Here is a 13906-nt window from a genome sequence, read left to right as displayed (position 1 = left end):
CACGCGCCGTGTCCGCCGGCAACGCCTACCTGCAGTCGAGCCGTGCCGGCATCAGCTGCCGCAGACCTCGGAAGCAGCGGTCGGCGCCGCCACCGAGCCGGTTCCGATACCTAGTCGCGCAACGTCCCAGCCACCGCCGAGTGCCTTGATCAGTCCGACCGACGCGGTCATGCGCTGGCCAGCCAGCGACTGCAACGTCTGCCGCGCGGACAGCAGGCTCGCCTGTGCGGTGAGCACCGACAGGTACGCGGCGGTGCCGGCCTTGTATTGGTTGAGCACGATGTCCAGCGCCTGCTGGGCCGAATCGACGCTGGCTTGCTGCAGCACGATCTGCTGCTCCAGGATCCGCAACGAAGTCAGGTTGTCCTCGACATCCTGGAGCGCCGCCAGCACGGTCTGCCGGTACACCGCGACTTGCTCGTCGTATGCGGCACGTGCCGCGTCGACTTTCGCGCTGCGCAAGCCTGCATCGAAGATCGTCGCGGCCAGCTCCGGGCCAAGTGACCAGAACCGCGACGGCGCCCGCAGCAACTGCGCCAGCACCGAACTGGAGAATCCCCCTTGTGCCGACAACGTCAGCGAGGGGAAGAACGCGGCCGTCGCCACGCCGATCTGCTCGTTAGCCGCGGCAGCCTTGCGCTCGGCGGATGCGACATCCGGGCGGCGCTCGAGCAGCGCGCTGGGCAACGATACCGGGATCGCCGGCGGGGTCACGTCAAGCGGTGCGGGTGGCAGCGAGAATGTCGAGGCGGGCTCGCCGACCAGCACAGCGATCGCGTGCTCATATTGTGCCCGGGCGATACCGTTGCCGAGCGCGGCGGATTGCGCCGACTGCAATTGTGTTTGCGCCTGAATCACGTCCGAGCGCGGCACGATACCTTGCCTGTATTGGTTTTGGGTCAACTCGAGCGTGCGCTGATACGCGGCCACGGTCTCGTCAAATATCTTTTGTTGTGCGTCCGACGTGCGCAGCAGGTAATAATTCTGCACCAATGTCGCCTGTGCGGACAGTCGCGCATTGGCGAGATTGGCCGCAGCCGCCTGCTGCCCGGCCTTCTGCGACGCCACTGCACGGGCAATCCCACCCCACAGGTCCGCCTCCCATGATGCGTCCAGCGACGCGCTGAAGTTGTTCGATACGCGCGAGCCGCCGGTCGCCACCCCGCTTGTCGTCGTGCCGCGCGACGCGCTGCCCGATCCGGCACGGCTGCCGGAGGCCGATCCGCTGAGGGTCGGGAACCAGCTTGCGCGCGCCTCGGCAGTCAGCGCGCGCGCCTGCCGGTACGCCGCGGCGAACTGCGCGACGGTCTGGTTTGCGGCATTGAGCCGGTCCATCAACGCGTCCAATTGCGTATCGCGATAGACGGCCCACCAATTGCCACGGTCCTGCTGATCGGCTGGTTGCGCCACTTTCCAGCCGGGCGCGGCCTCCTTGAAACTCGCCGGTACCATGACGCCCGGACGCGTGTAGTCGGGACCCACCGCGCAGCCGCTGAGCAGTAGTGCGGACGCCAGCGCATAGCGTAAAACAGAGGTGCGGCCAGGCGCGGCGGCACCGCGTTGTGCCGCCGGAAAATCGCAAAAATCCAAATGCATTGAAATTCCTGTAATCGGACGCGGCGCTCGGCCCGTTGAACAGCCTGCCGCGCAATGTTTTCCCGCTGCATTGACCTACCTGCCTAGGTTTCAGCGCGCAAGGGTGATTGCGTATGTCGCGTCATCGATGCGGCGACCCAGCAGGTTCAACAGCCCGGCCAGACTGCCGCGGGCCTCGCTCGTTGAACGGGCGGCGCCATTGAACGAGAAGCGCCCTTGCTGCCACTGCCCGACGCCGTCCAGTTGCAGCGGGCCGCTCAGCGTCGCCAGTTGCAGCGCCGCCGCCGAGCCTTGCGCAAGCAACGTGGCACGATAGCTGCCGAGTGGCCGGACCGGCGATATGCGCGAGGCCATATCGGTCAGCAGCACAGTGAGCTGTCCATACGCCTGCTGGTTCAGCACGCGCATGTCGGTCCAGGACAACCGCACGTCACCTTGCAAATCCAACGTATTGAACGGTGCGCCCAGCCCTTCGAGCAACGTGGCGGGCAACGTCAGCGAACCGGCGCCGAGCACAGCCTGGCTGCGCGACGCGTCCAGCGTGACCGGCTGGTGCATTGCTTCGGTATGCTGCAGCGTCATGTGCAAGCGGCCGCCGAACAGCGGCCAAAAGGCGGTGTGCCATTCGACCCGACCGGGCAGCAGCGTCGAATTGGCGCGATCGTTGCCGGGAGCCAGCAGCAGCGTGGCTGACCCGTGCCACAGCGAGCCGGCCGGATCCACCAAGTTCACACGTCCGCCGGTGGCCCGCCCGAACTGCGGCGTGATCCACGCGGCGGGCGCGATGCATAACAGCGTAATGAGCATCGCCAAGCCGCCCGCGACGATCCAAGGCAACGCGCGCGCGATCCGGCGCCAGAAAAAAGTCATCGTGGGTCTCGTCGGATCATTTCATATTAGCCGGCTGCAGCGTCGCGGTGACGTCCACTTGGCCGTCGTCCTTCAATGCACTGACATGCACCTGCGAAGCCTTAACCTTGAACTGCCGGCGCACGTCGTCCAGCCATGCAACCCAACTGCCGAACTGCGCGTTCTTTAATTGAAGCTGGACGTTAGGGCCGGCCACGTTCAACTGCGTCGCCGCCAATCCACGTTGCGCGAGCGACGCGGCCAACGCCTCCTTAAGCGCATTGCCGGTGGGCGCGCGGCCCTGCGCCTGCGCGGCGAGCGAGTGGGCCTCGTTCGCGTCGGCCGTCATCTGCGCCAGGCGACGCTGCATTGCGGGCAAGTCAGCGCGCAGCTTTGCGCGGCCACTCAGTGCGGGGCCCAACGCCACCGAATACAGCACGACCAGTGCCAGCACGGCGCCGCCAATCGTGATCAACTTCTTCTCGCGCGGCGCACGCTCGCCCCAAAAATCGCCCAGAGCCGTCGCTACGGCGCTTTTCCCTTTCATCGTGCACTCCTGATCGTCCATTTGCCGGTGCTAGTATCCACCTCGCCGGCTACGCCATTGCGGGCCAGGCGTCGTGTGAGCCCGTTGTCGACGACGACCGACGGCTTGAACGTCACCTCCAGCGCGCGGTTGCGATAGTCCAGCTGCGCGATCGTATTGGACGGCACTGGCCCCAGCGAGCGGGCAAGCGCATCGGCCAGCGACAGGAAATCGTCTGGCGCCGGCTCGCCGACAGCCAGCCGCAACTGGTCCAGTTGCCGCGTCATCTGATCGGCCGGATCGAGCACGACCGTAGTTTTCGGAAAGGCGCTGAGCAACAACTCAGTCATCTGTGTATTGATTGCATCACACTGCCGCGCCAACATCAGCCATTGCACGTTCACGCCAATCACCGCGGCGACGATCGACGCGAGCGCGAGCGCGATTGGCAAGCGCCAGCGCGCGAGCGTGGCGCCGGACAGGTTCCACAATTGCGGCGCGAACTCGAACTGGCATAGGTCGAAGTCCTGCGCCAGCGCGTTGTGTGCCAGCGTCTCGAACGTCAGCGGCAAGGCCTCAATATGCGTGGCCGGCGCCGCGTCATTGCCGTCACGGCTGGCGTGCAGCTCGCTGCCCGGCACCCCGGTGAGCCGATAGAGGGTAACCGGCGCATCGGCGGCCAGGGCAGCAAGCGTCGGCTCCAGCGCATCGACCGGCACCGCAAAACCCTCGCCAAGCGCACCGCGCGCCAGCGCCAGCTCCCAATGCGGTCCAAACGCGCCAGCCAGCTCACCCGGTTCGCCGAGCAGCGTGGCCGGCTTCGTGCGCACGACATCGCCGAGGATTGCGGCGACGATCGGCAAATGCGCAGGAACGCCGGCCTCATCACCCGCCTCAGCATTAGACAGACCCGCGCCGCCGTCAGCCGCGACCCGGGGCAGTGCCGCGCCGGCGGCAGTCTGCGAGTCAACCTCGTCCAGTGCGTGCTGCACGGCGCCCGGTTGCGGCAGGCATCGCGTGACCGGCACCGCACGCAGCGATGTATGGCCAGCGCTGCGAAACGCATGACAGATGAAGCGGAACCAGCCGCGGTCAATCGCGGCGACCACGCGCTTGCCGTCGATCGGCCCGGCCGGATCGAGCGCGATGTGGCAGGTCTGCGCATCCTGGATCAGGTGATCCTCGATGACATTGGGCAGTGCCTGGCGCAAGCGCGGGCCCTTGAGCGGCGGAACTGTCGCGGCCAGCATCAGCAGGTCGCGCGCGGCCAGTATCAGCACGGTACGGGTGGCGCGCGGCAGCAACGCCAGCGACGCGCGGCCGGCGCGTTGGGTCCGGCCTTGCTTGTCGAGCAGCAAGAACGGCAGATCCGGCAGTTGCCATTCCTGCGACGGCACCGCCGGGTCGCGCGGCGGCAGTTGGACGATCAGCGTGGTCAAGAAGCAGTCCTCGTTCGATGACGGGGTTGAATTGCAAGGCAAGGAAGCGCGACGCGAGGCTGGCGCATCACTCGTCCCTCACACTGACGACGCGCGTGGTCTTAGTCAACGCGTCGCGGTATATCAAAGTCGTACGGATCAATTCGGCGCGCTCATGCTGGACTTTGCCATGCACGATAAAGTAGTTCGTGTCGACGCCGATTGTGTTCAGGTTCCTCTCCACCGCAGGGATGCCAGCCGCCTGTAACGCGAGCTGCACGTCGCCCGTATTGCGAAAGAACACCGTGCTGCGGCGCGCCACCAGCGCTTGCGCCGCACCGATCGACATACCCGGTATAGTGGCGGCGATCACTTCGGCGTTGGCGGTATTCATGTTGAGCACCGTGCTGGTTGGCAGCACGATCACAAACGGCTTAAGGCGCGCGACCATCTCCGGCGTGAAACCGGCCACATCCAGCAGCGCGGTTGCATCAACCATCTGGATCGGCCGGCGCGCGGACGCATCGTCGCCGCCTTCGAGTCCCGGCTTGTCGGTAAACTCGCCGCCGATCGCCGAGCCGGCCGCTGCCTGTTGAACGGGCGCGCCACTCGCGCCAAGCGACGCCTGTGCATTCGTCTGAAAGCGCGTCGCGGAGCCCGCCAGGCTGTCGCGCACCGCACTGGCGACACGGCCGGCCAATTGTCCATCCAATCCCAGCGACGACAGCAGTCGCTGGAACGCCAGCAGTTGGTTCGAATCGACCGCGATGACACCGGGGCGTGGAATGGTGGCCAGGTTACGCAAGTTAAAACGCGCCTGCGCGTCCTCGATCGAACCGGACAGGTACGTTGCGGCCCCTTCCTCGGCACGTACCTCGCCGATCTGGCCGAGAAAGTCGGACAGGCGCGTGCGTGCGATGGGCACGCCCCAGACACCACCCAGGTACGTGAAACCCGGCGTGGTGTCGCCCTCACTGCGCAGGATCAGCCGCGTCCAATCGGTCGCCCCGCGCGAAATCCAGCGCGCCTGTGCCAGCAACCGCTGGTTCTCGATCCGCCGGATCTGCACCTGCTGTCGCCACAGCATTCCGGAGACCAGCATGGCCGCGAGCACGACCACGAACAGCGCCGTGACGATCGCGGCGCCGCGCTCGGCGCGCGTGCGCCGTGGCGGCCGGGCGCAACGCAGAAGATCTGGACGGCGATGGGCGCACATCATCATTCCCCGATCAACAGGACGCGCGTGAGCGGCGCGCTGACCTGCGGCGCGCGCAGCGTCACCTCCAGCCCTGTGGCCGCGCGCAGCAGCGGCGCGGCGTTCAAGCCGGGTACCCTTAGGTTGTTCATGCTCTTCGCGATGGTCGCGTCGACGTCGGCCATGGAACGGGTCCAACCGACTTGCGGCACAAACAGACGCATGCGCATCGCGCCGACACCACCGATCAGCGACACCTCGCTCCAGCCATCCAAGCCGCCGCGCAGCGCACTGCGCAATTGTCCCCGCGTGGCGATCGGCGGCGACGCGAGACGGATGATCCGCCCATTGTCGAGCCGGTAACGCACCACTTGCAACCGCGGCGCACTGTCCTGGGCGAACAGCAGGCGCACGATGCGCAGCTCGCCATGACCGATCGCCACCGCCGCGGCGCCCGCCTGGTCATCGGTGGCCGCCTGTCGAGCGTCCGCGCGCATCTGATCGAACAGCTGCGCCAGGACGCGCTCGTCCTCCATTGAGCGGCTGATCGCCTCGCGACTGCGCGTGATCGAATCCAGCCCGCGCCACGACAGCACGGCGATCACCGCCAGGATCGCAATCGCGACCAGCAGTTCGATCAGCGTGAAGCCACGCTGCTGGTCAGAGCGAGCGGCCGGTTTCATTGGCGATGACCGTAACCATTTGCACCAGGTAGCCCGGCTGCCCCGGGGTAGCGACAAACACCTCAACGCGCCGGAAGATCGGATTCGGGGTGGCCGATACCCGCTCCGTACAACTCAACGCGAGGTTGCCCTGCGAACAGTCAAACGTGCGCGAGCCGATATCGGGCCACGCCTTCGTCAAATGCAACCTGGCTAGTTCGTTGTCTGCACTCCAACCCGCATACATGCGCTTGTTCAACTCGCTGCTATTGACGGCCAGCACGCCGACCGCACGCAACGATGCAGCAAGCGCGATCGCGATGATTGCCAACGCAACCAGCACCTCGATCATCGTGAAACCGCGTGTGCCGCGCCTCATCTCAATGCACCTCGAAGCGGCCATTGCCATTGCCGGCGATGCTGACCTGACCGATCGCCGAATAAAGCGTGACCTGCACCGGCGTGTCAATGCTCTCCAGCCCGAACACGATCCGGCTGGCCGTCTCGTCCGACCCTGGATAATGTATCGCCACCCCAGTCACTTCCGTGTCCCAGCGACGCGGCGCAAGCAGGTCGTCACGCAGTACACGCCAGCCATCCGCGGTACGCACCTCGAAGCGATAGCCGCCTGCCACCGGCACCCAGGCGATCGGCTGGGAACGCACCTGCGCCTCGTCGCCGGCCGACTCGAACAGCAACGCCAGACGCTGCGCTTGCTCGTTCAGATCCGTGCGCGGATTGCGCGTCATCGTCAGCGTCGCCATCGATACCAAGATGCCCGCGATCACCAGCACCACCAGCATTTCCAGCAGCGTGAAGCCGGCCGCTCCGCGCGCGCCTCGGCACGGCTGCACGCAGCCAGCGCCGCGCGCCGCGGCGCCACGGGCGATCATCGCCACGCCCATCACGCGGGCCATGGCCTGCGCGCTGGCTCGCGCCCTACTGCCACGAGCCGATGTCGGCGTCGTTGCCCTCGCCGCCTGGCTTACCATCGGCACCATAGCTGAACACGTCGATTTCGCCGTGCACGCCCGGGTTCAGGTACTGGTACGGGTTACCCCAGGGATCATTCGGCAGCTTCTCGAGGTAACCCCCTTCCTTCCAATTGTTTGGTACTGGATCCGTCGACGGCTTCTGGATCAACGCATGCAAACCTTGCTCCTGTGTCGGATACCGGCCGTTGTCGAGCCGGTACAGCTTTAGCGCATCCATGATCGTATGAATGTCCTGGCCCGCCGCCACGCGGCGTGCCTGATCGGGACGACTCATGATCTTGGGCACTACCAGGGCGGCCAGGATCCCAAGGATCGCGATCACGACCATGATTTCAATCAGCGTAAAACCACGCTGGCGGTGCGCCGGCGTGCCGGCTTGGCGGCGAATCGTTGGTCTTGCGTATTGCATTCCTACCTCGTTACTCGAATTGACTGAAAAAAGCCGTCGTGACGCGCCGGTGCATCGGCGCTCATCGACCAGCCCCGTGCCGCAACCATTTTAAGCCGCTGTCCGGGCGGCCGGTCCGCACGGCCGCCGTTTTGCGCTCCCCCGTGGCGCCATGACGCACGCGCTCGCCATGCCGTCTGCTGTAATCCGGCGCCATGCACTCTTCTCAATGTCATATAAGCTCGTACAATATCTATCATGAACTTTCTGACTCAACGCCTTGCGGTGCGGCTTGCATCGCTCGCCTTGTTCGCCGTGCTGTGCGCGACCGTCACTTACTGGGTCGTCACACTCGGCTCCCACGACACCGCACCGCTTCCGGCCGCCGCGCCGGGCCGTCTGCCGGTCACCATCGACGCGGCTCAAACCCTGTTCGGCTCGCACGCCGGTGACACGCGCGCGGCCGATATCCATCTGTCCGGCATCCTCGCGCTGGCCGACGGCGCGGCCGCGATCGTGTCGTACGGCGCCGACCCGGCCCGCGCGATATCGCTAAACAGCCCGATTGCGCGGGGTGTGAAGCTCGTCGCCGTGCGGCAGCGCTCGATCGTCGTCGAACGCAATGGCGGGCGCTCGGAAATCTTTCTGCCGCCCAACGCACAAGGCCAACCAACGATCTACATGCGCTGAACCCCGGGCGCAGCGCGACCACCGCTGCGCCGCGACGCTCAACCCACCATGTTGTTCAGCTCAATGATCGGCAGCATCACCGCCAACACGATCACCAGTACCACCCCGCCCATCGCGAGGATCAACAGCGGTTCCAGCAAGCTGGTCAAGAACATCGTGCGCCGCTCCAGTTCCAGCGCCTCACCTTCCGATGCGCGATCGAGCATCGACGTCATGTCACCCGTCGCCTCGCCGGAGCGAATCAGATGCACCAGCACCGGCGGAAAGGTGCGCGTGTTACCCAACGCGCGTGACAAAGAGGTTCCCTCGCGCACGCGCACGATCGCCTCGTCCACCAGCGCGCGCATAGCACGGTTGTTCAATGTTTCCCCGGCGGCCTGAAGCGCGCGCAGGATTGGCACGCCGGCGGCGGTCAGGATCCCGAGCGTCGATGCGAAGCGCACCGTGTTGTAGCCGCGCACCAGCTTGCCGGCGAGCGGTGCGCCGAGTAGCCAGCGATCGAACGCCAGGCGCGGCCCGCTTTGCTGCAGGATGCGACGCACGAGCCAGATCGTGACCACCACGGTCAACAGAATCGCCCACCAGCCGTGCCGCACGAACGAGGACAGCGACATCATCATCACCGTTAGCAGTGGCAATTGCTGTTTCGTGCTCGCGAACACGCTGACCACTTGTGGCACCACGTAGCTGAGCAGAAACGTCACAATGCCGAACGCCACCAGTGTGACAATGGCAGGGTATGTGAAGGCGAGTTGGATCTTCGAGCGCAGCGCGTTGCGCTGTTCTATATAGTCGGCCAGCCGGGACAGCACGAGCCCGAGCTTGCCGGTATGCTCGCCGGCCGACACCAGCGCACGATAGATATCCGGGAAATCGCGCGGATGCTGCGCCAGCGCGCCGGCCAGCGACTGACCGCCAAGCACTTCGGCACGGATTGCCGCAATTAACTCGCGGATGTACTCGCGCTCGGCCTGGTCCGTCAGCACGCCGAGCGCCTCGTCCAGCGGCAGCCCGGCGATCAACAGGCTGGCCAGCTGCCGCGTAAACAGTGCCTGCTCGCGCTGCGACAGCTTGCGGCCGAACCCCAACCGCTGGCTGCGCTCGCCGCGTGCGCGGCTGCCGGCGGCCTCGACCAGCAGTGGTGTCAGCCCTTGCGTGCGCAGCTGCGCACGCGCGGCACGCGCGCTGTCGGCCTCGACGACGCCGCGTTGAGACTTGCCTGTGGCGTCGATCGCCTCGAATCGGAAAGCGGGCATAGGCGGTCTGTGTTATTCCCCGCCGGTCACACGCAGCACTTCCTCGAGCGAGGTCACGCCGGTGTCGAGCCAGCGCTGCGCATCCTCGCGCAAGGTACGCATGCCGCTCGCGCGTGCGCGCTGGAGCAGTTCGGCATCCGATGCATTACGGTGAATCAGCGTGCGGATCGCGTCATCGATCAGCAACAATTCATACACGCCGCGGCGGCCGCTATAGCCGCAGTGGCCACACTTGGCACAGCCGACTGGATGCCACTGCACGCGGCCGTCCTCGACGCTCTGTCGTTTGCATACCGGACACAACTGGCGCACCAGACGTTGCGCAAGCACGCCCAACAGGCTCGACGCGAGCAGATAGGGCTCCACGCCCATGTCGGTGAGCCGCGTCACCGCGGATGCCGCATCGTTGGTGTGCAACGTGGCCAGCACCAGGTGCCCGGTCAGCGACGCCTGCACCGCGATCTGCGCCGTCTCCAGGTCACGGATTTCCCCAATCATGATGATGTCCGGGTCCTGGCGCAGGATTGAGCGCAGCGCGCGGGCAAAATTCATCCCGATGCGATCGTTGACCTGCGTCTGCCCAATGCCGGACAAGTCGTACTCAATCGGATCCTCGACCGTCATGATGTTTGACGTCTCGGTCTCCAGCCGCGACAGCGCCGCGTACAACGTCGTGGTCTTGCCCGAGCCGGTCGGGCCGGTCACCAGCACGATGCCGTGCGGGCGTCCAATCAGCTTGTCAAATTGCGCAAGCGTATCGGGGCCCATTCCGAGCCGCTCCAAGTTCAGTCGTTGCGCATCCTTCTCGAGCAGCCGCAACACCGCGCGCTCGCCGTGACCGGTGGGCAACGTCGATACCCGAACATCGACCGGACGCCCGCCGACGCGCAACGTGATGCGTCCGTCCTGGGGGAGGCGCTTTTCGGCGATGTCCAGTTGCGCCATGATCTTGATGCGCGAGATCAGCGCGCCATGCAGCGCCTTTTTTGGCCGCACCACGTCGCGCAACGTGCCGTCCACACGAAAGCGCACGACTGACGTGTTCTCAAACGGCTCGATGTGGATATCCGACGCGCCTTCGCGGGCAGCCTGCGTGAGCAGCGCATTGATCATCCGGATAATCGGCGCGTCGTCCTCGGACTCGAGCAGATCCTCGACCTCCGGAATGTCCTGCATCAGCCTGGACAAATCGACTTCGCCCTCGACCTCGCCAACCACTTGCGCGGCGCTACCGTCCTGCCGCGCGTACGCGTTGTTGATCGCCTGCGTCAATTCGTCTGACGGCAAGCGGGTCAGCGTCAGCGCGCCGAAGTTGCGCGCCACCTCAGCCAGCGCCGCGGCACTGGTGCGCTCACTGATCCAGACATCCAGTCCGCTGGCGTGCTGGTGCGCGATCAGGATCTGGCCGCTGCGCGAGAACGCGTAAGGCAGCAGCCGCGCAGCCAACGGCGACGGCGACTCGCGGCCGGCAACGGTTTCGTTCGAAGCAGTCACGGTACGCATCGACGGACCTGTCGGTACAGAAAGGGCGGGCGTCACGGACGCTGTCCGGGCGCCACCGTGGAATCAGCCGGCGACGCGGGTGCAGGCGACGCGCCCACCAGTGCAGCGGCATTATCGACGGACGCGTCGGTTGCACCGAGGGCACCCGGTGCAGTACCAACAGCGGGCGGTGCGCTCGCCGCCGCCGCGCCGTTGTCACGCGCATCGGCTCCATTGCCATGGTACGGCCCGCCGTGGCCATATGTCGAGCGCAGGTCGAACACGTTGTTCGCCGCGGGCCCGCCTCCCTCGTTCGGCCCCAGCGGCGCGGGCGGCAGCAACGGCGTTTCGCGGTCCTTGATGATCCGGTTATCCGATTGGTATGCGGCCTGCTCAGCGCGCAAGTATTCGTAGCGGTCCAGCGCCAGCTGGCTACTGGTGCTCTGATCGCGCACGATCACCGGGCGCAGGAACACCATCAGGTTCGATTTCGTGCGCGCCTTCTGTTCGCTACGGAACAGGCTGCCGATCACCGGGATATTGCCCAGCCAAGGCACCTTCGAATTGCCGTTCATGTAGTTGTCCTGGATCAGGCCGCCGAGCACGATGATCTCGCCGTCATCCGCGAGCACGGTGGACTGGATCGAGCGCTTGGTGATCGACACCCCACCAGGGTTGGACTCCGTGCCTTGTTGCACGGCGGAATCCTCCTGGTAGATTTGCAGCTTCAGCACACCGCCCTCGCTGATCTGCGGCTTGATATGCAGCGTGATCCCCACGTCCTGGCGATCGAACGTGTTGAACGCGCTGACCGACGTCGTCGTATTGGCGGTCGGCGTCGCGTACGAACCGGTCACCACCGGTACGTTTTGGCCGACCACGATCCGCGCCTCTTCATTGTCCAGCGTGATCAGGTTAGGCGTGGACAGGATGTTGGTATCGCTGCTAGTGGCCAGCGCCTGCAACAGGCCGCCCAGGCCGAAGATCTTGCCGAAGCGGTGCAACAGGCCGATGTTCAGGCCGTTATTAAGCAGGTTGTTCGGACCAATCTGTGCGGCCGCAGTGGCCGGGTTCTGCGCGACGATAGCGCCAGTGGCAGTCAAGCCGACGATGCCCTGGCTGCCGTTTGCATTGAAGTTCGAGCCGCCATACAGTGCATTATTGCCGTTGTTCGACAGCAGCGCGCCCTGCCATTGGATACCAAGGTTGGCGCCGGTGGTCGCGTTCATGTCCACGATCACCGCTTCGATGTAGACCTGCGCCCGGCGCTGGTCGAGCTGGTCGATCACGTTGCGGATGTTCCGGTACAACGGCTCTGGCGCGGTGATGATGAGCGAATTGGTGGCTGGGTCGGCCTGCACGATGCCGCCCTGCGCATTGTCGTCGTTGCTACTTTCCTTGTCGCTGAAACTCTGGTCCCTCGACTGCCCGGAGCCGAATCCGCCGGCGCCGCCACGGCCCGACAGCGGGTTGCTGCTCATTGCACTGGACGAGCCCGACGGCAGCGGTGGCAGCCCAGAGGCGCCGGTGGAGCTGCCAAGACCGCCGCCGAATGAATCGGATTTGCCGCCGCTGCCTAGCGATTCCGAGCCCGTTGCGCCGCGACTGCCCTGTCCGAGCATGCCGCGCAGCGTCTTGGCCAAGCGCACCGCTTCCGCGTTGCGCAGCGGCACCACGTGGATATTGCCCGGTTGCGTCGTCGGCGCGTCCAGCGTCGCAATCAACGATTTCGCCGCCGCCAGCCTTGACGGGCTCGCCGCACGCAGCAGCACCGAATTGGTCCGCGGGTCAGCGTTCACGCTCACGCGCAGCGTTGCATCGGTGCCCCCGATCGCACCCGGGTCGAGCAGCTTGCCCAGTTGTTGCGCGACATCGACTGCGCTGGCGTTCTTTAACGGCACGATCTGCACCTGTGTCCCGGCCGACGTGTCGATGCCCTGGATGATCCGGCCGATACGGCGCACGTTGTCCGCGTAGTCGGTCACCACCAACGTATTGTTCGCCGGATAGGCGGCAATTTGGTTATTTGGCGAGATCAATGGACGCAACACCGGCAGCAGGTTGTTCGCTGACTCGTTGCGCAGTTGGAACACCTGCGTGACCACTTGGTCGCCGCGGGCCGGTGTCGTGTTGCCGATATAGGTTGGCACGCCTTGCAGCTTCGCATCGGCTTCCGGCACGACCTTCAGCACCCCATGGTCCTGCACTAGCGCGAAACCTTGCATCCGCAACGCGGACTGCAGCGTCTTGAGCGCCTGATCCTGCGGCACCGGCTGCTCGGAAACAAGGTTCAATTGCCCCTTAACGCGGGGGTCGACAATGATCGTCTTGTTGGTCGCCGCGCCGACTGCCTTGGCGACCTGGTCAATATCAGCGTCGACGAAATTCAAGGTGACCTGCGCGCGAGCGGGCGACGCCCCGAGCACGGCGGCGATCAGACCCGCGACCAGCAGCGAACGCGCCATGCGCCGCGCAGGAAAACGATTCTGTGTCATTGGATAGTGGTGTTTGGCGCCGGCCGGGCGGTGCTCAGGCCGATCAATTATGCAAGTAGTTTGGTGTAATGCCGCAAAAGATGCCATGCGGGGTGCCAAAATTGCAACATTAACAGCTTTTTAACGCTGAACTATCACAAGAACGATCATTCGTCGAATTCGGACAAAAAGCTATCTCTAACCGATCCTTACTTGCGCACGCATTGCTCACAATGGCAAAAATGCCAGCGGCGGATTATTCCGCCTGCCGCCTCTGTGGGCAAACGCCTAGTTCCGCCGCCTATCGTGCCAGATAATGGGCCACGCGCGGCACAACTCGGTGGCGCGCCGCGCAGTGACGCGTGCCGGCGCGAA

Annotated in this window: 13 protein-coding genes; 1 reads left to right on the top strand and 12 read right to left on the bottom strand. The window is 65.2% G+C overall.

Annotated elements, in window-relative coordinates; all coding sequences use genetic code 11:
* Window positions 1–51: 51 nt before the first annotated feature.
* The 9 genes from B0O95_RS13235 to gspG all read right to left on the bottom strand — a co-directional run bounded on the left by B0O95_RS13235 (window position 52) and on the right by gspG (window position 7650).
* Complete coding sequence (locus B0O95_RS13235) at window positions 52–1596, bottom strand: efflux transporter outer membrane subunit (RefSeq protein WP_104078303.1); 1545 nt, start codon at window positions 1594–1596, stop codon at window positions 52–54.
* A gap of 90 nt (window positions 1597–1686) precedes the next feature.
* Window positions 1687–2466: a type II secretion system protein N gene (locus B0O95_RS13230; protein WP_104078302.1), complete on the bottom strand. Its 780-nt coding sequence runs from the start codon at window positions 2464–2466 to the stop codon at window positions 1687–1689.
* Window positions 2467–2482: 16 nt separating this feature from the next.
* Complete coding sequence (gene gspM, locus B0O95_RS13225) at window positions 2483–3013, bottom strand: type II secretion system protein GspM (protein WP_104078301.1); 531 nt, start codon at window positions 3011–3013, stop codon at window positions 2483–2485.
* Window positions 2989–4410 carry a type II secretion system protein GspL gene (gspL, locus tag B0O95_RS13220; RefSeq protein WP_104078300.1) on the bottom strand — a complete coding sequence of 474 codons (1422 nt, stop codon included), beginning with the start codon at window positions 4408–4410 and terminating at the stop codon, window positions 2989–2991. Before gspL ends, gspM begins: the two co-directional genes overlap by 25 nt.
* A 67-nt stretch (window positions 4411–4477) precedes the next feature.
* Window positions 4478–5611 (bottom strand): type II secretion system minor pseudopilin GspK, encoded by a 1134-nt coding sequence (gene gspK, locus B0O95_RS13215; RefSeq protein ID WP_199180520.1) that lies wholly within the window; start codon window positions 5609–5611, stop codon window positions 4478–4480.
* On the bottom strand, window positions 5608–6267 hold the full coding sequence (locus tag B0O95_RS13210; protein WP_104078299.1) for a PulJ/GspJ family protein: 660 nt from the start codon (window positions 6265–6267) through the stop codon (window positions 5608–5610). Before B0O95_RS13210 ends, gspK begins: the two co-directional genes overlap by 4 nt.
* Window positions 6245–6655 (bottom strand): type II secretion system minor pseudopilin GspI, encoded by a 411-nt coding sequence (gene gspI, locus B0O95_RS13205; RefSeq protein WP_104078298.1) that lies wholly within the window; start codon window positions 6653–6655, stop codon window positions 6245–6247. Before gspI ends, B0O95_RS13210 begins: the two co-directional genes overlap by 23 nt.
* A complete protein-coding gene (locus B0O95_RS13200) occupies window positions 6627–7163 on the bottom strand; it encodes a GspH/FimT family pseudopilin (protein ID WP_370641713.1) in 537 nt (178 codons plus the stop codon). The genes gspI and B0O95_RS13200 overlap by 29 nt, the downstream gene beginning before the upstream one ends.
* A 22-nt stretch (window positions 7164–7185) precedes the next feature.
* Window positions 7186–7650 (bottom strand): type II secretion system major pseudopilin GspG, encoded by a 465-nt coding sequence (gene gspG / locus B0O95_RS13195; protein ID WP_104078296.1) that lies wholly within the window; start codon window positions 7648–7650, stop codon window positions 7186–7188.
* Window positions 7651–7887: 237 nt separating this feature from the next.
* On the opposite strand from gspG, the gene B0O95_RS13190 reads away from it, so the two are divergent.
* Entirely contained in the window at window positions 7888–8319 is a 432-nt protein-coding gene (locus tag B0O95_RS13190) for a general secretion pathway protein GspC (protein ID WP_104078295.1), read from the top strand.
* A gap of 38 nt (window positions 8320–8357) precedes the next feature.
* On the opposite strand, the gene gspF is transcribed toward B0O95_RS13190, so the two are convergent.
* Genes gspF through gspD form a run of 3 tightly spaced genes read right to left on the bottom strand, consistent with a single transcriptional unit; the run spans window position 8358 to window position 13552 of the window.
* Window positions 8358–9575: a type II secretion system inner membrane protein GspF gene (gene gspF / locus B0O95_RS13185; RefSeq protein WP_104078294.1), complete on the bottom strand. Its 1218-nt coding sequence runs from the start codon at window positions 9573–9575 to the stop codon at window positions 8358–8360.
* A gap of 12 nt (window positions 9576–9587) precedes the next feature.
* Window positions 9588–11078 (bottom strand): type II secretion system ATPase GspE, encoded by a 1491-nt coding sequence (gene gspE / locus B0O95_RS13180; RefSeq protein WP_104078293.1) that lies wholly within the window; start codon window positions 11076–11078, stop codon window positions 9588–9590.
* Window positions 11079–11110: 32 nt separating this feature from the next.
* Window positions 11111–13552: a type II secretion system secretin GspD gene (gspD, locus tag B0O95_RS13175; RefSeq protein WP_104078292.1), complete on the bottom strand. Its 2442-nt coding sequence runs from the start codon at window positions 13550–13552 to the stop codon at window positions 11111–11113.
* Window positions 13553–13906 lie beyond the last annotated feature (354 nt).

The sequence above is a fragment of the Mycetohabitans endofungorum genome (assembly GCF_002927045.1).
Taxonomy (GTDB): domain Bacteria; phylum Pseudomonadota; class Gammaproteobacteria; order Burkholderiales; family Burkholderiaceae; genus Mycetohabitans; species Mycetohabitans endofungorum.
This window is presented reverse-complemented; position numbering and strand designations above follow the sequence as displayed.